The following is a 17,887-nucleotide window of genomic DNA, read 5'->3' as shown; positions in this document are numbered from 1 at the left end:
TGTAGTAACACGACCCCAACGCGGCCGCGCGGCGTCCCCGCACGTCAACACGCCTTTTCGCGGAATCGTGTGTCCATCAGCTGCGGAAGTCCGGTTGGAGGGTTGTGCAGGGTGACGGGAAGTCCGGTGGATGGTGTGGAGGGCAGTTATGTGGGCAGCTCTGTCCCGGACTGTTCGGCGACCATGTAGGCGGCGTACCAGCCGGGCCAGTTCGGATCCTCTGCCCCGGTGCGTGTTTCGTGTTCGCCGTGAGCGATCGCCGCGCGAATCAGCGCATTGGTCAGGTCGGCGGTACTACTGAATGTTGTGGCGGTGGCGTCGATGCGGTCGGGACGTCGGGTCTTCGCGTCGACAGTCGCGGTGGTGCGGGTGTCGGTCGTGCTCATGGTTGCCTTCTCGTCGGGTTCTCAAAAACGAGGTGTCGTCGGATGCGAGGCCGTCAGGCCCTGGTGGGGGAGCGGTTGGTCGCTGCTGGCACCCCGGGGTAGGCGGCTGCGCTACAGCTGGGTGCTGCTGCTGTTCCAGCCATCGAGGAGGATCTGGTCGAGGACGGCGGTTTCGGCGCGCCGGTCCTGCCGCTGGTCACGCTGGCGGTCGTGCTGACGTTGCTGCTGCACGTCGTTGTCGCGGTCGAGCGGGCTGTCGTGGGTGACGACGGCGGCGACGGGCTGTGTGGCGGTCGGCTGTACGGGGGCCGGGGTGGTGGTGGTGGCGGTGGCGGCGCCGACCGGGATGAGGCCGAGTGCGACGGTCGCGGCGGCGACGGCAGCCAGGCGCTTCCAGGAGGAGGTGCTGGTGGCGGAGTGGGTGATCCGGTGAAGCTGTGTGGTGCTCATGGCGGGTGGTCCTCATTCGAGTGCCGCGGGCCCAGCGTCTGCGGCTATTCGAACGGTGTCCGGAAGGGCCGGGAACGTTACACCGGCCAACCCCGATTCAATGTGACATGTGTCACTATCGGAGTGGCCTCGTCGCCACCGCCGCAGTATCTACAGCGGGATCTGCTCCGCCAGCACCTCACCCTGTGCCGCCGCACCGGGGACGCGGACACCGGATCGCAGTTGAAGGTTCCCGCCGAGAAGGCCCGCACCGGGCCCGACGAGCTGGCCGCCCTGGTCCGTGGGATCGCCCCTGCACCAGGTGGCGGCGCTGTCCACGGTCCGGCGCACCTACCGCCTGCTCGACCGGGATCAGCAGCTGCTCGCGGAGGTGGCCGACGACCTGGTGCATGCCACCGTCGCCGGGGACGTCGCCGTGGCCAGCGAATGGCGGGAAGTGGAAGTCGAACTCGGCGGGCGCGGCGAGAAATCCGGGGCTGCCAAGGTGCTGACCAAGGCCGGCAAACGCCTCACCAAGGCCGGTGCCCGGCCGTCACCGCACGCGTCGAAGCTCGCCGCGCACTCACCGGCAACCACCCACCCGCCGTCGACACGAGCGCCACCGCGGAACGGGCACTCACCGAGTACCTCGACGCCAGGCGATCGTCGCCGGCGACGTGTGGCTGCGCCGCGGCCTGGTCCCGATCCATTCCACCCGGGTGGGTATTCGACGGTTCCGCAGCACCCTGCGGGTGTTCAACAAACTCCTCGACACCGAGGTGCGGACAAAGCTCGACGCCGAATTGTCTTGGTACGCGGGTGTGCTCGGCGAGGTGGGGGACCGGCAGGTGCAGCGGAAGCGGTTCGGGGAGAAGGTGGCCGACCTGCCGAGCGAGCTGGTGATGGATCCGGTCGCCGCCCGCATCGAGGGTGATCTGCTCGCCGAGCAACACCGTCACCTGGACCACGCGATGGGGGTCCTCGACAGCGACCGCTACCAGAAACTGATAACAAACGTTGGCGCAGTGGCGAACCGACCCGCCCTTGACCGCCCCGGCCGATTCGCGTCGGCGGTGGGCACCGCCTGCGTCCACGAGGCCGGGCCTGGTGTCCCATTCGAATAGTTGTGGTCAGCGCATTCCGAGAATTCGGCGGATGAAACCGCGCGTGCGCTTCTTCTCGATCGTCGTCGCCAAGCCGATGCGGCGGCCGGTGAGCGGATCGGTTGCGGGGGGACCGCCGAACCCGGCTTCGGACGCGGTCTCGGGCGCTGCGTCGCGGGTGTCCGTGAGGTACTTGTCGGGGAGCGAGAGTTTCGCGATGGTGCGCCATGACTTCCAGTACTGCACCGCGAGTGGGCCGGTCGTGTATGGCAGGTCGTACTTGTCGCACAGCTGCTTCACGCGGATCGAGATCTCGTGGTACCGGTTGGACGGCAGGTCCGGGAAGAGGTGGTGCTCGATCTGATAGCTCAGGTTGCCGGTCATGAAGTCCATGACGGGGCCGCCCGAGATGTTCGCGGAGCCGAGCATTTGCCGCAGGTACCACTGCGCGTGCGTCTCGTTGTCGACGTCCGTCTTGGTGAACTTCTCGGCGCCGTCAGGGAAGTGGCCGCAGAAGATCACGGCGTTGGTCCATAGGTTGCGGACGAGGTTGGCGGTCGCGTTGGCCTTGGCCGTGGACTTCCATGCCTTGCCGGTCAGTGCCGGGTACACGACATAGTCCTTGACGGTCTGCCTGCCGAGCTTGGCGAGCACTTCCCTGCCGCGCGTCTTGGTGAGTTCGCGGTCGTCCCGGCCCCGGGTCACTTTGCCCAGCTCCAGCAACTGGATGGCGAGGCCGTACTGGAACAGCGCCGCGAGGATCGCGTTGTAGGCGAGGTTGCCGAGGTAGAACGGCTTCCAGCGCTGGTCACGGGTGACGCGGAGCAGGCCGAAGCCCACATCGTCGTCCATGCCGAGGACGTTGGTGTATTTGTGGTGTGCGTAGTTGTGGGTGAGCTTCCAGTGCGCCGACGGATCGGCGTTGTCCCATTCCCAGTTCACGGAGTGCACTTCGGGGTCGTTCATCCAGTCCCATTGCCCGTGCATCACGTTGTGCCCGAGCTCCATGTTCTCGATGATCTTCGACAACGAGAGCATCCCGGTGCCCAGCACCCACAGCGAGCGCTTGCGGGAGCCGAAGAGCACCGCCCGGCCGCCGAGTTCCAGGCCGCGTTGCAGCCGGATGGTGTTGCGGAGGTACCGGGCGTCGCGCGCACCGCGGGATTCCTCGATGTCTCGTCGGATCGCATCCAGGTCGCGGCCGATGGCCTCGACGTCGGCGTCCGTCAGGTGCGCGTATTCCTTGATGTCTGATATCGCCATGCACCTACGGTACCGTAAGTTACGGTCCCGTAGGTTACGCGCGAGTATTTTATGATGCGAATCACTTCGACTGGTGCGCAGCGATTTTCGATGTCGAATGGCGCACTGGACGAGCCAAGTGCTGCCTTCCTGGGCCCGCGGCGACGTGGACAGCCGCCCGCACCGTCCTGCAAGACATTGCGGACGGGTCGTTTCGCCGCGGGTCCGGTTGGAACGCGAGGGTCACACGTCGGGCCGGTACGCTCCTTCAGGTGGATCAGTGGGTGAGGAAGGTTGGCATGTGGTCGGTGTGGAAACGGGGGAGGGCGGCGGTGAGGGTGGACAGGTCGTTGCCGCTACTCAGGACGGTGCCGTCGGGCCGGATGATGGCGGCGCGGGCGCGTCCGCGGCGTAGCCAGTGGTGCAGATCGGTGCCGGGTCGAGCCAGCAGGACTGTGCCACCGCGTTGTTCGATGGCGGTGCGTTGCGCCGGGGTCGGGGAGAGGGAGGTGACGACCGCGAACCGGCCGGCGACGACCTCGGCGAATCGGCGACCCTGGTCGAGGTCTGGATTCGGGATCAGGCGGCCCGCTCGGCTTCTACGTAGTCGAGGTCGTTTTATCAGAGTGGAGCGGTGAAGGGCCGGGGTTTCGCCGTCCATGATCTTGTCGCCGAGGCCCGGGATACGGTGCAGCAGTGGTACGACGATGCGCCGGATGAGGTTGCCGACTTCGCCGCCTTCGGTCATGGCCATTCCGACGAGCTTGGCGCGCCGGATCAGTGCGAGCGCGTGGGGCTTGCGTTCGATCTCGTAGGTGTCGAGGGCGCATTCGGGCAGATCTCCGGTGAGGACGCCGGCAAGTTTCCAGGCGAGGTTCATCGCGTCGCGGATCCCTGCCCCCATCCCCTGTCCGATGAACGGCGGTGTGAGATGGGCGGCGTCGCCGAGTAGGAACACGCGCCGGTCGCGCCATCGGTCCGCGATTTGGGCTTTGAAGGTGTACTCGGCCACGCGGACAAGCGTCAGGTCGTCGACCGGCGTGTTCCGTGTCCATGGTGAGAGGAGGGGGTGCAGTCGAGCCATGTCGCGATAGTCGTCGGCGGTCTCTCCGGGTTCGAGCCGGAACTCCCAGCGGTAGCGGGTGTGTCCGATGCGCATGTATGTTGCCGCGCGCACGGGGTCGCACACCTGGTGCGCGCCCTCCCACGCGCCGAGGTCTGTGGTGGTCTCGATGTCGACAACCAGCCAGCGTTGGTCGAACTTCAGGTCCCGCATCGTTGCCTGAATCTGGTTTCTGACCAGGCTGTTGGCCCCGTCGCAGCCGAGGACGTATCTGGTCCGCACCGATTTTTGCACACCGGTGCCTCGGTCGGTGAAGTCGACACGAATGCTGCCGGCCTGGTCGTCGGCCAGCCCGGTGACCTCTACGTTGCCGCGGAGAGAGGCCCTCGGGTGCCGTGTCAGATTGGCGCGCAGGATTTCCTCGAACTGCGGCTGGTCGAACATGTTGGCCTCGGGGTAACCGTGTACGCCCGGGCCGGGGTCTCGGTGGAACTCGGTGAGAACTCGCATGTTTCGGTCCACAAGCCGCAAGCCGAGGCACGGCCTGGAGATCGCCGCGAACTCCTCGGCGATCCCGAGGTGCGCCACGATTCGGTGGATCTCACCGTCGAGGTGGACCGCCCGTGGCTGCGCATAGACGCCCTCCCAGCGCTCGAGTATCAGGCACTCGACACCGTACTGAGCCAGCAGCGTGGCGGCGGTTAGTCCGGTGGGTCCGGCACCGACGATGACGACCGGGACGACCTGCTCGCTCATCGGATCGATCCGAACAGGACTACGAGGTAGGCCACGATCGCTGCGCCGACGACGATGGCGGGCGCCATCTCACGCAGTCTGTCACCGTTCCGTACGTGCGTGACGACGGCACCCACCATCAGGAGCAGCAGCCCGATGCCGGCTGCGACGCCGAGTGCCGGCACGAGTCCGCCGATCAGGAGACCGACGGCACCGGCGACCTCGAGCGCGCCGATGCCCCGATACGTGCTGACGGGCATACCGACGTGGGCTGCTCGTTCCCGCATCGGGGAGGTTGCCGCTATCTTGCCGACGCCGAGCAGGAGGTAGAAGACTGCGAGGCAGAGTGCCAGAACTAGTGATGCGGTGGTCATGTGCGCACCGTGACCTTCCAATTGATCGCATATCGGTTCAAGATCGCCTTGACCGTCGGTTCGCCGGCAGTTCCGTCGATCTCGACGGTGGCAAGGATCGAACCGTCCTCTACGGACGCCTGGATGCTGTCGATCCCTGCGACGGTGGCGAGGGCATGCTCGAGCTCGCGCCGTGTCGCGTCGGCGCGCAGTGCGAGTTTGTAGAGCTTGCCTACCGCCGTGACGGGCAACGCCGGGAGGATCGTGACCGCCTTGGGTGCCGCGGCCCGTTCGGGGACGCGCTCGCCCGCCCAGGCTTGTAGCTCGTGAACGGTGATACCGGCGTCTGCGGCAACAGTGACGTAGGCAACGGGCACTTCGCCGGCGTGGGCATCGGGGCGTCCCACCGCGCTGACCGCGGTGACCTGCGGATGAGCTAGAAGGACGTCTTCGATGACCGCTGGATCGATATTGTGCCCGCCCCGGATGATGAGGTCCTTCGCGCGTCCGACCAGGTAGACGAAACCGTCGCTGTCGACGCGCGCCAGGTCGCCGGTGTCGAGCCAGCCGTCGACCAGTTTGCCCATGCCGTCGAGAACGGGTCCGTGTTCGTCGTGGGCGGCAACATAGCCGGCGAACACGGTCGGACCGCTGATCGCCAGCACTCCGGTCGCGCCGGTGGGCAGGTCTTCCCAGGTGCCGTCTTCACGGACGCGTACCACTTTGACCTGCTGGTAGGGCATCCGTACCCCGACCGAGCCAGGTCGTGGCGCGTCGGGAAAGCTGCGTGCACTCGCGCAGGTTGCCTCCGTCAAGCCGTAGCCTTCGAGAAGGGGCACACCCGTGTGGTCCTGGAACTTCGAGGCGACCGCAGTCGGCAGAGGCGACGCTCCCACCATGGCGAAGCGCAGACTACTGATGTCGGCATCGACCGGGCGCTGCGCGAGGGCCGCATATACGGTGGGCACCGCGCTCATCGACGCGATCCTGTAGTGCTCGACGATCTTCCAGAATTCGCTGGACAGTATCGGGTCGCGATAGCCGAGCGGGCCGGCCCACACCACACCCTGGCCCTTGAACAGCGGCGCCAGCAGCGTGACCATCAAGGCATTGACATGGAACAGCGGCAGGGCAGCGAATACGACTGAGTCCGTATCCCACGACGAGTTCGCGGCCAGCATCCAGGCATCGGCGACCTCGTTGTCGTGGGTGTGGGCGGCCAGCTTCGGAACACCGGTGGTACCACCGGTGTGAAACAGTGCGGCCACATCGAACCCACGGGGGGGATCACCGACGAAGTCGGAGGAATCGATATCGGCCGACAGCGCACTGAGATAGCCGATCCGCACTCCATCGACCTCGGGCAGGTCCGCAGGCGCGCCGGCGGCGCCGGTGGGCCGCAAGACCAGCACAGCATCCACCTTCCCGCTCACGGCAATCTGGTGCGCGGCCTCCCATGTCTGGGGCGCAAGTTCCGGTCCGGCCGCGACGAGTACCCGGGCACCTGAGCGGCGCAGCAATTCAGCGATGTGCTGGTGCGACTGCGCGGCGTTGACGGGAGCAGCGATGCCGGCGAGCTGTGCGGCGAGAGTCGCGGGGATCAACTCGGCGCAGTTGGGCGCCATCACGGCGACCGCATCCCGGCGCCGCACGCCCAGACGATGGAGCAGGTTCGCGTAACGGTGAACATCGTCGCGCAGTTCGGAGAAACTGCGCTGCAACGGCTCCCGCCACCGTGCGCCGTCCGGTAGGACGGTGAGCGCGAGCCGATCCGGCCACATACGGGCCGCTCGGGTGAGCAACGCATAGGTGGACTCCGGAAGCCCCCGATCGCGCAGCGGCACGGCCTCGATCGTCGTCAGATCCGTGGGCGTCGCGTAACGCGGCCACAGCAGGTCGGTGGTCATCGCGCGTACCTCACCACCGTGCGCTGGCGCCCCAAGTCGATGGTCCCGTCGTCTGTGAAGACGGTGGCTTCGATGAGGTCGCCGTCCTGCAGGTAGTTCGGATTCTTGGCCTGGCCCGCGAAGAAGAGCTTCCATTTGACTGCCGGCGGCAGCAGGGAGGAGAGGATTGCGATCGGCTTCGGTGGGGCGCTCAGCGCCGTTCCGACCGGTGTTCCGGTCAGCAGCAAGTCCCCGGCATCGAGGCGTTGGAACCGGGTCAGCGCCTGCAGAGTCTCGGCCGGCTGGTAGATCATGTCGGCAACGGTCATGTTCTGGCGTGGCTCACCATTGACCCAGAGCCGCAGGCGCAGGTCGGTGAACCGCTTCAGCTCGTCGCCGTCCAGGAGTACGAGCGCGGGGCCGACCGGGGTGAACGTCGGATATGACTTGGCTTCGTAGAACTGCGTTTTGGGGAGCTGGATGTCGCGCGCGGAGATGTCGTTGGTGACGACCAGGCCGGCAATGTAATTGGCGAGAGTGTCTGCGGTGATCGACGTCCCGACCGGGATGTCGCGAGCGAGGACGAGCCCGATCTCCACCTCGTAATCCAGCAGCCGGACATGGGCAGGACGGATCACGTCGTCGTTGGGGCCGCTGATCGATCCGGAAGCCTTTCGGAAGAAGGTCAACGGAATGGTGTCGGGGTTCATCCCGGCGTCCTCGACGTGCGAGGCGAAGTTCGTCATCTGTGCGACCACCCGGCACGGGGCGGTGACGGGGGAGAGCAACCGGAGGGTCTCGACGGGCACGGTGCCCTTGCTGGACGCCGCGGCCTCGACGGCCGGTCGGTCGGCCAGCAGCTGGGCGGTGGTGGTGGCCGCGGTGTCTACCCGTGCGGCGCCGGTGGGTGTCTCGACCCACCAGGCGTCGGCGGTGCGGAGGACGGAAATGGTCATGAGCTGGCAACTTTCAGAAGGCCGCGGAGGCGGTGGAGGTCGAATTCGTTGTCGGCGCGCAGCGCGTGGACAACGGCGCGCAGTTCCTGGAGTGATTCCCGACCGGGGTTCACTCCGAGGAAGTCTTTGGTGGCGGGCGGCCCCCACTGGGCCAGTCCGGACGCGGTCATCGGTGCCCAGCCCCCGTCGAGCGTGTCGTCGAAGAGATCGCCGTCCGTGAAGTGCTCGACCATGAATCCGTCAGGGTCGCGCCAGTAGTCGAAGATCTGGCTGCCCTGGATGTGTCGGCCGATGCCCCAGGACCGGCGGTAGCCCCGGTCGAGCAGGTATTCGCCTCCCGCGGCGAGGCAGTCGAGGTCGGCGACCTGATATGCCGAGTGCACATAGCGGTTGGCCGGGCCGAGAACCAACGCGAGGGTGTGATGGTCGGTGGGCGTGGCGCCCCGGTCGCAGCGGATGAAGCTCATGATCGGACCCCCGGCCCGTTGCCCGGGGTAGTAGAGGAAGTCGCTGACGATCAGTCCGAGGTGCTCGAGGTACCAGTTGAGCGTTTCGAGGTACGTCGTCGTCTGGAGCACGATGTGACCGAGCCGTTGCACGGTGGCCGGCGCGCGGGGCGGCCGCTGTGGAGCGTTCACCCGCCCGCCGTCGTGTCCGAAATTCAGGGGGAGCGGGGTCTGGTCGGCCAGCGCCGGCAACTCGAACGTGTCGGACACGACGCGCACTCCCAGACCACTGGGATCTGTGAGATCGACCGTGATCCCGCCCAGACTCTCGGGGAGGGGCACGACCGCACCCCCGACCGCGTCCGCCAGTCGCAGCACGTCGGCCGCGTCGGCCGCCCGGAAGGCGGGACCGACGAACCGCGAACGTGGACCCCGGCGGATGAGCACGCAGGGCGAACCGGGGTCTGTCCCGCGCAACTGCAGTTCGTGTGCGGTGCGAAGCGCCGTCGCAAAACCGAAGGCATGGGCGAACGCCTCCGCCCGATCGAGGTCGGGCTTCTCGAACTCCAGCCATGCGAGGTCGTACACCTTGATGGTCGGCTCGGCGGCCCGCCCCCGGTGTTCGCCCGCCAGCGCGCCCTGCTCACTGTGCAGACCGGTGTGCGGGTCATGGTGGGCAATCATTGACCACTCCCTTCGATTGTTGAGGATATCGTCACTGACGAGGATATCGTCAGTCAAGAGTTTTTGAGGAATTCGTCAATATTGATGACGCGCGGTAGGGTAGGGCCGGGTCAGACGGAGTAGGGCACGCAGGCATGATCGAGCAGATCACCGATGCACCGAACCGCCTGGGCCGGCGCAAGGCGCATACTCGCGCCGCATTCGTACGCGCAGCCCAGTCGGTTACCCCGTTCACGCCGACGCCGACTACTTCGACGACGCCAGGAAAATTACGGACCGCATCCGAGTGGCGCACCAGGCGGGCCCGCGGCCGCGGCCACACTTACCGCGCCAGAACGTCGCGGGCACCCGCGGCGTAGACGGGATACTAATGGCTGGAATGGGATTGGTGCAGCGGTTGCTCGGACAACGCAGATTCGAACCGATTCGCGCGGTTACCGAAGTGAGCGCGGCCAGCGAGGCGAATCGGGAGGAGATTCCCGTGGAGCAGGTCGTCGCGCTCCTGCGGGAGCGTGTGTACGGCGCGATGACGTGTTTGGCGACGCTCGCCGTCCTCGTCCGCTATACGGCTCCCGAGACGAGCCCATGGTCTCGGGTCCTCGATGTCGCGGTGGCCACCGGCGGGCTCTGGGCAGCGAGCCTGCTTGCCGACTGGGTAGCGCACCTCGGCGCGCGCCACACTGCTCCGCGCGGACGGGCAGCGCTGCGGATGCTGCAGGCCTCCGGCCAGATCGTGGAGGCCGCGATCTTGCCCCTGCTGGTATTGGTCGCAGCCGCCGTCGGACTATTGAGCCTATCCACAGCGATGTGGATCGCGATGTGGATCCTCGTCGTCGAACTTGGGGTAATTGCCCTGGTTGCCGTGCGAATGGCCCAATTACGTTGGTGGCAACAGCTGTTCACCATCGCAGGTTTGGTCGGTGTGGGCGTACTTGTGGTCGGCATCAAGATCCTCGGCCATTAGTCAGACCGCGTGTAACTGCTGCTTGCCGATTGGAGTAGCTGCCAAGTATGAGGAATTCGTCAATATTGATGACACGCGGGTAGTGTTGGGCAAGGTCGGACGGAGCAGGAGAAGGGCACGCAGGCATGACCGAGCAGATCGCCGATGCACCGAACCGTCTGGAACGGCGCAAGGCGCGGACCCGCGCCGCACTCGTACGCGCAGCCCAGTCATTCATGGCGGCTGGGAAGCTGACCGCCCCGATACTCGAGATCACCCAGGCCGCTGATGTCGGAATGGGGTCGTTCTACAACCACTTTCAGACCAAGGAGGAGCTCTTCCACGCGGCCGTGGAGGAGGCCCTCGACCGCCACGGCGCGATACTCGACGAACTGACCGCCGATCTGGACGACCCTGCCCAGATCTTTGCGCAGAGCTTCCGTCTGACCGGACGCCTGCATCGCAGAAATCCCGAACTGAGCAAAGTTCTGCTCCGCGACGGGCCAAGTCTGGTCAGCTCGGACAAAGGCCTGGCGCCGAGAGCTCGCCGAGACATCGAGGCAGCCGCCCGTGCGGGCCGGTTCAGCGTGCGCGACCCCGAACTGGCCCTGACAATCACAGCAGGGGCGGCGCTCTGCCTGGGTCAACTGCTGCACGATCACCCCGAACGTGACGACGCGGAGGACACCGATCAAGTCACCGAGGACCTGTTGCGCATGTTCGGCGTCTCGGCCGATGAAGCCCACGAAATCTGCCGACGCCCCTTACCCGACGCCGACGCTCAACCCTGAGGCGCAACCGCCACATAGCCGCTCGAGATCCGCGCCTGGCGCGCGCCGGGCTGTTCAGGCTTTCCGCTGTTGATCGAAATTCTATGACTTCTCATAGTATCTACTACATTCTGCGGCAGTCGGATTGGTGAGGCTGCAGGGTACCTGGGCATGACGGGGGTGCGTTAGGCGGCGTCGGAGGGTCGGTTGCGGTCTCGGCGTATCGGTGCGGGACACCCGATATTGATCGCGCGGATCTGGACGTCTACCCGGGCAGGCCCCGTGTCGGGGTTCGGTGGCGGTGGCGCCCGGACGGGTGGAGGCGCTGGATAACCGGGTGCGGGACTCCACAGGGCACGAGTCATCGCTGGAAAACCGGGTGAAGATGGTGCGGGAGAGTGCCGGTGGTGTGGCGCACCCGGTCTCCGAGGACCACGGCTTGTGGACTCGGGGCAGCGCGCGGGGCGCGGCCGGATGCTCCCGGTCAAACCCACACCACCGCACGGTGATGCGGGTAGCCGTGACACACGTCCATCTCTAACGCCTGCCACACCAGTGGCAGATGGTATGAGATCTACGTAGACGCTTTCAGCTCAGTTTGAGCCCGTATTGAGGACCGAGGCTGGCAACAGCCTTCTTGAGCTTTTCGCCGATATCGTCGAGACCTTCCGCTGCTGACGCGTCGACGGCCGCGCTGATCGCCGCAATCAGACTGCCGTCGGGTGCCAGCAGAGGCGTGGCCACGGCAAACGCGTCCGCGAGCGTGACTCCCCGGTTGAAGGCGATTCGGCGGGACCGAATCTCGGGGAGCTCGGCGAGGACCTCGTGGTTGCCCGGCTGGTCATCGATGGGGCACTCGAACTCGACGTCGGTACGCAGATCAATCTCAGTTCCTGACTCCGGCCGACGCCGCCGACTCGGGTATCTGCCACCTCACACCCGCGATCGCCGCACCGTTGTCGAACTCTTGTGCAACTGCATCAAGCAGTGGCGAGCGGTCGCCACCCGCTACGACGAACTCGCCGTGACCTACCGCGGAACACACTGCATTCGTCTGGCAGATGACCAGGGGTGCTCTTCGGCCCGAGCCCGCGAACTGATCGACCAGGCACCGCACTCGATTCCGTGGCTGACTCCCGGTGGCATCGTTTCAGGCTGGGTTCGCCTGCCGTTGATCTCGTTCCAGACGGTCAAGCGGTCGACCCGAGCCGGCACTCCTCCTTCCCGGCATTCCCGGGTGTGCCGAGCTTCGACACGAAGTCCTCGCGGAATCGGAACAGGTCCATCCACCGGCGAAGCTCCGGCGTCGCGCACCAGCTCTCGACATCGTTGAGTGCGCCGGAGTCCGAGTGGACCTGTTCGATCCGGACGGGTTGAACGTAATTGCTTATTTCCAACAGATGTCGGTTGTTGATCTTCTCGGTGGTGTTGGTTAGGACCAGCCATCACTACAGGCGGCCCCGCACCCGACGCGACGTGAACCGGTGCTGCTGAATTCCCTGTTGTTCATTCCAGGGGGTCCTGTGCCGGTGCGTAGGTGGTTATGGGTGGGATCAACGCGACGTCGGTACTTGCGGGCGTAATGGCGCTGTGACCTGGTGTGATGATATGTCCCCGGGTTGTTATCTTCCGGTGTGAGTGTCGGGGGGTGTGTTGGGTGCCGGCGCGGGGGGTCTGAGGGTGTACGGGCGGGAGATCAGTGTGGTGGCCAGCCCAGGGCGTCGAAGACGGCGATGGGGTCGAGGTAGTCCCGCCAGTGCGTGATTTCGCCGTCGCGGAGTGTGAGTACGGAGATGTATCGGTTGGCGTATCGATGTCCGGTGCCACTTACGTGGCCTTCGGAGGCGTACTCGAGTACCACGACTCCGGTGGTGCTGTCGTGGTGGACGGTCAGATCGAAGCAGCGGTCGAGAACGATGGTGGTGCCGTAGGGGCGGTATAGCTCGGCGACTGCGGAGCGGCCCTCGATGTGCCGTGGGTACCCGGGGACGGTGATCACGTAGTCGACGGTGATGTCCTCTGCGAGGAGGTCGAAGAAGTGTCCGGGCGGGGCCAGTCCGTCCAGACCCTGTTCGATGATCCGAAAGAATGGCTCCAGCGCGGCGAAATCCGCGAGGTCGGCAATGGGCGCCTTCACGATGTGAAGTTTACTTCCACGCCGGAGCGGTCGTGGACGCGAATTCGGTGAAGCTGATCGGTGCCACGCCGGTGGCGGAGAGCTCATCGCCGTTGGCTGGGAGCGGAGACCGTGGCCGATCGTCACGCGGCGAGGCGACGATTTCCGTTATCCTGGCTTGGCTCGAACGGTACGGATGGACCATGCGCTGCGGCCAAGGCTTCGGACTCCGCCGACGACAGCACATCACGATGCGGCGGCCGTGCAGACGCGGGCGAACAGGACGCCTCTGATGCCAGAAGTCAGGAGTGGTTGGGAGCGTGTGGCGCGGGCAACGGCCGGAGACATCGAAGTCGTCGCCGCGGAAAACACTGGCGGTGAGGGCGGCGCGCCCGGAGCGTTGCAGGGCCTGCTGGAAGAGCTGGGAGAAGGGTGCGAACCGCGCCGGGGTGCCGCCGATGATCGCGAGCATCAGCGAGAAGCCGGCCTATTCCCCGATCCCCAATGGTCACTGAGCACTATCGAAGATCGCTCAAACTCTCAAGAACTCCTGGCGTGATCGCACGCCGGTAGCCGCGCTTATCGACATTCACCACCGTCTCCGCGTATTAACGACGATGGCGGTGCATGTCGGGGGCACAACCGGGCGTCCCGAAAACGAGAACGGTCGATGATGGGCTTCCGCTCGGTCGGCTTCGCGCAACGGTTCCTGGCGGTGTTCAGCCGGAGTCGCACTGGGTTTGCTGCTCACCGCCGCCGGATTGGGGTGCGCGATGCTACTGCTCGCCGCGCGGCCGCCGCGGTCATGGGATTCTCTCGCGTCTACGTCGGCGCCCACTACCCGCACGATGTGCTCGTCGGCACACGCCCACCGAGTAGGGCCGAGGCCCTACTCAGTTCCTGAGGTCGGCGACTTCGATCGTCCGCGCGAGCCGGTAGCTTCGGCACGACCCGGATCGGCCCGCCGTCACCTGGCGTGCAATCCCGCGACCGCCTGCGTGAGGTTCGCCGCGGGCACAGACCTCCCCGCCGCCGGCGGTGCCGCGCGGTGTCCACATACGCGGTTGCCTCGACCCCGGGTCGGGTGCGCTCCCAGACCCGATCGAGCGCCGCCACGTCGGCCAGGACCGAACCGGTCGGCGGCGGCGACATCGACCGGAAGCTGGCGTGCCCACAGTGCGAGACGGGCCAGGTCGACGTCGATCACCCGCTGGTGCAGCAGCCGCAGGTCGAGCTCGTTCTGGGCGATGCGCAGCGCAGCCGATTGTGCGGACCCCCAATCCCGATCGCCGACGGCGCGGGTGAGGGTGTCGATGTCGCGTTGCATCTGCAGCTCCGTCTGAGGCGGAATGCCCACGGTACGAACCGAATCCCATGCCCGATCGAGTGCCGTGGCGGCCTGCCTCGCGCGTTCGGAGTCGGCGGCCGCGACCGCCCCGAAAATATCGCCGACGGCGATTGACAGCGCGCCGAACTCCGGCGGAGCCGGACCCGGCCGAGTGTCGGTGGGCGAGGCCAGCGACACCGCCTCGAGGTCACCAGCGGGGCGTCCGGTGGAGAACTCGCCGTATCCGGGAGCGAAGACCTTTCCCTCCCGCGTCCCGTCCATGTGCAGCTCGCTGACTTCCATGGCGCCGCCGATGTTTCCGCTGGGGCCGGGGATATTTTGGTCGATCTTCTCGACGCGGACCTCCTCGAACACCACCTCCGGGGCGTTCTCCGGGCAGTACACGTCACCGACGCGCGGCTGCGCCGGCATGATCATCGCGGCCGGTATCTGGTCGCCGGCCAGCCAGGTCCCCTCGATTTCGGCGACGCGCCCGTTCTCGAAGTTGACAACGTCCTCGCCGAAGTACCACACCGACCCGTCGTCGGCCTGGGCGAACCAGTCGATCGCCACCTCGTGGATGCGCCCGTCCAGGTAGGCGACGTACTGGACGATCACCGTCTCGACCGGCGTGCCGCGCCACTGGATTGTCTTGGTCCCGGGCAGCCGGGTCACCTCGATGCGGAACGGCTCGCCGCCCACCTGACCGCCGTAGATCGCCTGCGTGAGCGCGCTCGTCGGATGCAGCCGGTTCGTGATCGAGGTCGGTGTGCTGAAGGTCGGGGTGCCGAGGTCGACGCGCGCACCGTCCGACGCGAGTTGCAGGCACTCGTCGGTCGGGTCGCCGGATTCGTCGACAACCCTGATGCAGGCCGTGGGGGCGGAGTCGTTGCCGCACGCGGCCGGGGCGACACCGACTACCGCGCAGAGCAACATCGCGGCGAGGCGGCGCACGGGGCCGGTGTTCATCCCGGGGCCCTTTCAGTTGCCGTCGTTGTCCGGTACGTCGTCCCCGTCGTCGGCGCCGGGCCCGTCGGTCTTGGTGCCGACGACGGTGAAGTTCTCGTCGAGCTGGACGTCGACCTGGTTGCCGTCGGGCAGGGTCACCTCCACCTCGCAGAGGCTCTCCTCGTCGCCGACCTCGGTGCCGGTGACGGTCCCGCCACCGGTGTGCGCCACCGCGACGGCGCTGGCCCTCGCGAGGGCGTCCCCGGTGATGGGGATTTCCTGGTCACCACTCGAGGCCACCGCGACACCCGTACCGATCGCAACCGCGACGCCCACGGCGGCCGCCGCAAGTCGGACGTGTTTGATCCTCATCGCACAACTTCCTTCGCTGAAACTCCTCATGCGATCAAGGCTGGCCCCGGCCACCTGACGGCAGCCTGAACGCTCGTCGAAACATGTTCAGCCATCACCAGCGGGCAATATCACCTCGACGCGCACGCCGCCGAGCGGCGATTCGGAAATCGACACCGACCCGCGGTGTGCCCGGACTATCTCGTCGACGATGGCCAGGCCCAGACCGCTGCCGCCGGTGTCGCGGGAGCGCGCGGCATCGAGCCGGACGAACCGATCGAGCACCCGCCGCCGTTCGGGTTCCGGGATTCCCGGTCCGTCGTCGTCGACCGTCAACAGCACGTCGCTGCCCCGCTCGGCGAGCGTGAAGTCGATCCGGCTCTGTGCGTGCCGGGCGGCGTTGGCTCCGAGGTTGCGGAGGACGATGCCGAGTGCCTCGGCATCGCCGTGCACCCGTGCCGCCGTCACGGCCGCCGTGTCGACTCGCAGGGAGGTGGTCGCGCGAAGCCGGCGCGCCTCGTCGAAGACGAGGTCGTCGACATCGACCGGCGCACTCGGCGGCCGGACGTGTTCGTCCGCGCGGGCCAGCAGCAGCAGGTCCTCGACGAGGTGCTGCATCCGCAGGTCCTCGGCGAGCACCACCTCGGCCAGCTCCTCGGTGGTGGTTCGGTCCGGATGCGCGAGCGCGACCTCCGCGTGCTGGCGGATCGTGGTGATCGGGGAGCGCAGCTCGTGCGAGGCGTCGGAAACGAAGCGCCGCTGACTGTTTCGGGCACGCTCGAGGCGGGCCAGCATCCGGTTCATGGTCGACGCCAATCGCCCGATCTCGTCGTCGGTCCCGGGCTGCGGTACCCGGTGGTGCAGGTGTGCGGCCGAGACCTCGTCGACCTCACGCCGGATCGCCTCGACCGGCGCGAGCGCTCTGCCCACCGTCAGCCAGGTCGTGCCCGCCACCACCAACAGCAGTATCGGCAGTCCGACGATCAGCAGCTTGGTGATCAGGCTCGTGGTTTCGAAGACGCCGATCAACGCCCTGGCCACCACCACCGTCCGCGGCCCGGCGGGGGTCTGCGCACCCGCCGCGACCGCGACGAACGGGTCGTCGTCGAGCGGCGTCACGACGCGCGCGGACTCGTCCGGCTCCAGTCGCACCACCGCGGCTTCGCCGGTGACGTTGCGGCTCGAGGCGAGCACCTCGCCGTCCGGGCCGAGCACCTGAATCAATTGCTCATCGCTGCCGGCGACCTCCAACGTCGGCGGTCGACCGGATTCGAGTTGACGCGCCACCTCGTGTGCCTGCGCCCAGGCCGTCTCCTCGACCTCGTCGATCAGCGTGCCGCGCAGCGCCACGATCAGCGCGGCGGCGCCCACGACCAGTGCGACCGCGACGATCACGGTCGCCACCGCCGTGGTGCCCGCCCGAACCGTGCCGACGCGCGCACGTGCCCGGCGGATACGGGCGGGCGTGCGGTCAGTCACCATGGGCGACCAGCCGATATCCGGCTCCACGAACGGTTTCGATCACCGGCGGATCCGTCGGCCGCGCCAGCTTGGTGCGCAGCCGCCGCACGTAGACCTCCACGATGTTCGGGTCACCGTCGAAGTCGAAGTCCCAGACGTGGCCCAGGATGTCCGTCTTCGGCAGCACCTCGCCGGGATGGCGCAGCAGGAACTCCAGGACCGCGAACTCACGTGTCGTCAAATCGATCTGCTCGCCGCGGCGCCACACCCGGCGGGCCGACGGATCCAACCGCAGGTCCCCGACCTCGAGCACGGTGGGACGCGGCCTCGCGCCCCGGCGCAGCAGCGCCCGCAGCCGGGCGAGCAGCACCGCGTACGAGAACGGCTTGGCCAGGTAGTCGTCGGCGCCGGTGTCGAGGCTCTCCACCTCGTCCCAGATCCCGACCTTGGCGGTGAGCATCAGGATCGGGGTCCAATTGCCCTCGCTGCGCAAGGTTCGGCACACCTGGTAACCGTTCACCCCGGGCAACATGATGTCGAGAACGATCGCATCGAACGGGTTCTCGCGCGCCATCCAGAGGCCGTCGGTGCCGTTGTGCACGACATCGACAGCAAAACCTTCCGCCTCGAGCCCCTTGCGCAGCCCGGCGGCAAGGCGCCGCTCGTCTTCGACCAAAAGTAGCCGCAT

General features: G+C 66.9%; 19 protein-coding genes and 3 pseudogenes. 6 read left to right on the top strand and 16 right to left on the bottom strand.

Annotated features, from left to right (window positions below; all coding sequences use genetic code 11):
* Nucleotides 1-146: 146 nt before the first annotated feature.
* On the bottom strand, nt 147-386 hold the full coding sequence (locus ACFVJ3_RS45065) for a glyoxalase (protein ID WP_378458243.1): 240 nt from the start codon (nt 384-386) through the stop codon (nt 147-149).
* A 111-nt stretch (nt 387-497) separates the two neighbouring features.
* Nucleotides 498-836 (bottom strand): hypothetical protein, encoded by a 339-nt coding sequence (locus ACFVJ3_RS45060; protein ID WP_378458242.1) that lies wholly within the window; start codon nt 834-836, stop codon nt 498-500.
* A gap of 156 nt (nt 837-992) precedes the next feature.
* Here ACFVJ3_RS45060 and ACFVJ3_RS45055 point away from each other — a divergent pair.
* Nucleotides 993-1,874 (top strand): annotated as a pseudogene (locus tag ACFVJ3_RS45055) (CHAD domain-containing protein); the annotation flags it as partial.
* Between the two features lie 71 nt (nt 1,875-1,945).
* On the opposite strand, the gene ACFVJ3_RS45050 reads toward ACFVJ3_RS45055, so the two are convergent.
* The 6 genes from ACFVJ3_RS45050 to ACFVJ3_RS45025 form a co-directional block, all read right to left on the bottom strand.
* Nucleotides 1,946-3,181, bottom strand: a complete 1,236-nt coding sequence (locus tag ACFVJ3_RS45050) for a fatty acid desaturase family protein (protein ID WP_378458241.1) — start codon at nt 3,179-3,181, stop codon at nt 1,946-1,948.
* A 256-nt stretch (nt 3,182-3,437) separates the two neighbouring features.
* Nucleotides 3,438-4,979 carry a bifunctional 3-(3-hydroxy-phenyl)propionate/3-hydroxycinnamic acid hydroxylase gene (locus ACFVJ3_RS45045; protein ID WP_378458240.1) on the bottom strand — a complete coding sequence of 514 codons (1,542 nt, stop codon included), beginning with the start codon at nt 4,977-4,979 and terminating at the stop codon, nt 3,438-3,440.
* Nucleotides 4,976-5,332 carry a DoxX family protein gene (locus tag ACFVJ3_RS45040; RefSeq protein ID WP_378458239.1) on the bottom strand — a complete coding sequence of 119 codons (357 nt, stop codon included), beginning with the start codon at nt 5,330-5,332 and terminating at the stop codon, nt 4,976-4,978. Before ACFVJ3_RS45040 ends, ACFVJ3_RS45045 begins: the two co-directional genes overlap by 4 nt.
* Entirely contained in the window at nt 5,329-7,218 is a 1,890-nt protein-coding gene (locus ACFVJ3_RS45035) for an acyl-CoA synthetase (RefSeq protein ID WP_378458238.1), read from the bottom strand. Before ACFVJ3_RS45035 ends, ACFVJ3_RS45040 begins: the two co-directional genes overlap by 4 nt.
* Nucleotides 7,215-8,153, bottom strand: coding sequence for a fumarylacetoacetate hydrolase family protein (locus tag ACFVJ3_RS45030; RefSeq protein ID WP_378458237.1), 939 nt, complete (start codon nt 8,151-8,153; stop codon nt 7,215-7,217). The genes ACFVJ3_RS45035 and ACFVJ3_RS45030 overlap by 4 nt, the downstream gene beginning before the upstream one ends.
* Nucleotides 8,150-9,283 (bottom strand): VOC family protein, encoded by a 1,134-nt coding sequence (locus tag ACFVJ3_RS45025; RefSeq protein WP_378458236.1) that lies wholly within the window; start codon nt 9,281-9,283, stop codon nt 8,150-8,152. Before ACFVJ3_RS45025 ends, ACFVJ3_RS45030 begins: the two co-directional genes overlap by 4 nt.
* Before the next feature lie 134 nt (nt 9,284-9,417).
* Here ACFVJ3_RS45025 and ACFVJ3_RS45020 point away from each other — a divergent pair.
* The 4 genes and pseudogenes from ACFVJ3_RS45020 to ACFVJ3_RS45005 all read left to right on the top strand — a co-directional run.
* Nucleotides 9,418-9,504 (top strand): annotated as a pseudogene (locus tag ACFVJ3_RS45020) (TetR/AcrR family transcriptional regulator); the annotation flags it as partial.
* A gap of 158 nt (nt 9,505-9,662) precedes the next feature.
* Complete coding sequence (locus ACFVJ3_RS45015) at nt 9,663-10,247, top strand: hypothetical protein (RefSeq protein WP_378458235.1); 585 nt, start codon at nt 9,663-9,665, stop codon at nt 10,245-10,247.
* Nucleotides 10,248-10,372: 125 nt separating this feature from the next.
* A complete protein-coding gene (locus ACFVJ3_RS45010) occupies nt 10,373-11,017 on the top strand; it encodes a TetR/AcrR family transcriptional regulator (RefSeq protein WP_378458234.1) in 645 nt (214 codons plus the stop codon).
* 462 nt (nt 11,018-11,479) lie between these two features.
* Nucleotides 11,480-11,578 (top strand): annotated as a pseudogene (locus ACFVJ3_RS45005) (DNA-binding protein); the annotation flags it as partial.
* 6 nt (nt 11,579-11,584) lie between these two features.
* On the opposite strand, the gene ACFVJ3_RS45000 reads toward ACFVJ3_RS45005, so the two are convergent.
* The 4 genes from ACFVJ3_RS45000 to ACFVJ3_RS44985 all read right to left on the bottom strand — a co-directional run bounded on the left by ACFVJ3_RS45000 (nt 11,585) and on the right by ACFVJ3_RS44985 (nt 13,584).
* A complete protein-coding gene (locus ACFVJ3_RS45000; protein ID WP_378458233.1) occupies nt 11,585-11,740 on the bottom strand; it encodes a hypothetical protein in 156 nt (51 codons plus the stop codon).
* A 446-nt stretch (nt 11,741-12,186) separates the two neighbouring features.
* Nucleotides 12,187-12,393 (bottom strand): hypothetical protein, encoded by a 207-nt coding sequence (locus tag ACFVJ3_RS44995; RefSeq protein WP_378458232.1) that lies wholly within the window; start codon nt 12,391-12,393, stop codon nt 12,187-12,189.
* A gap of 299 nt (nt 12,394-12,692) precedes the next feature.
* Entirely contained in the window at nt 12,693-13,133 is a 441-nt protein-coding gene (locus ACFVJ3_RS44990) for a nuclear transport factor 2 family protein (protein WP_378458231.1), read from the bottom strand.
* Nucleotides 13,134-13,143: 10 nt separating this feature from the next.
* The gene (locus tag ACFVJ3_RS44985; RefSeq protein ID WP_378458230.1) at nt 13,144-13,584 is read right to left on the bottom strand and encodes a hypothetical protein; all 441 of its coding nucleotides are present in this window, start codon (nt 13,582-13,584) and stop codon (nt 13,144-13,146) included.
* A gap of 198 nt (nt 13,585-13,782) precedes the next feature.
* On the opposite strand from ACFVJ3_RS44985, the gene ACFVJ3_RS44980 reads away from it, so the two are divergent.
* Nucleotides 13,783-14,016, top strand: a complete 234-nt coding sequence (locus ACFVJ3_RS44980; RefSeq protein WP_378458229.1) for a phosphatase PAP2 family protein — start codon at nt 13,783-13,785, stop codon at nt 14,014-14,016.
* Between the two features lie 63 nt (nt 14,017-14,079).
* On the opposite strand, the gene ACFVJ3_RS44975 is transcribed toward ACFVJ3_RS44980, so the two are convergent.
* The 4 genes from ACFVJ3_RS44975 to ACFVJ3_RS44960 all read right to left on the bottom strand — a co-directional run bounded on the left by ACFVJ3_RS44975 (nt 14,080) and on the right by ACFVJ3_RS44960 (nt 17,887).
* Nucleotides 14,080-15,408: a hypothetical protein gene (locus ACFVJ3_RS44975; RefSeq protein ID WP_378458228.1), complete on the bottom strand. Its 1,329-nt coding sequence runs from the start codon at nt 15,406-15,408 to the stop codon at nt 14,080-14,082.
* Between the two features lie 12 nt (nt 15,409-15,420).
* Nucleotides 15,421-15,759 carry a hypothetical protein gene (locus ACFVJ3_RS44970; RefSeq protein ID WP_378458227.1) on the bottom strand — a complete coding sequence of 113 codons (339 nt, stop codon included), beginning with the start codon at nt 15,757-15,759 and terminating at the stop codon, nt 15,421-15,423.
* 87 nt (nt 15,760-15,846) lie between these two features.
* Nucleotides 15,847-17,220, bottom strand: coding sequence for a sensor histidine kinase (locus ACFVJ3_RS44965; protein ID WP_378458226.1), 1,374 nt, complete (start codon nt 17,218-17,220; stop codon nt 15,847-15,849).
* Nucleotides 17,210-17,887: a winged helix-turn-helix domain-containing protein gene (locus ACFVJ3_RS44960; protein ID WP_378458225.1), complete on the bottom strand. Its 678-nt coding sequence runs from the start codon at nt 17,885-17,887 to the stop codon at nt 17,210-17,212. Before ACFVJ3_RS44960 ends, ACFVJ3_RS44965 begins: the two co-directional genes overlap by 11 nt.

The sequence above is a fragment of the Rhodococcus sp. NPDC127593 genome (assembly GCF_042671975.1).
In the GTDB taxonomy this organism is placed as follows: Bacteria; Actinomycetota; Actinomycetes; order Mycobacteriales; family Mycobacteriaceae; genus Rhodococcus_F.
Note: the sequence above shows the minus strand (reverse complement) of the source record. Positions and strands in the feature narration are given on the sequence as shown.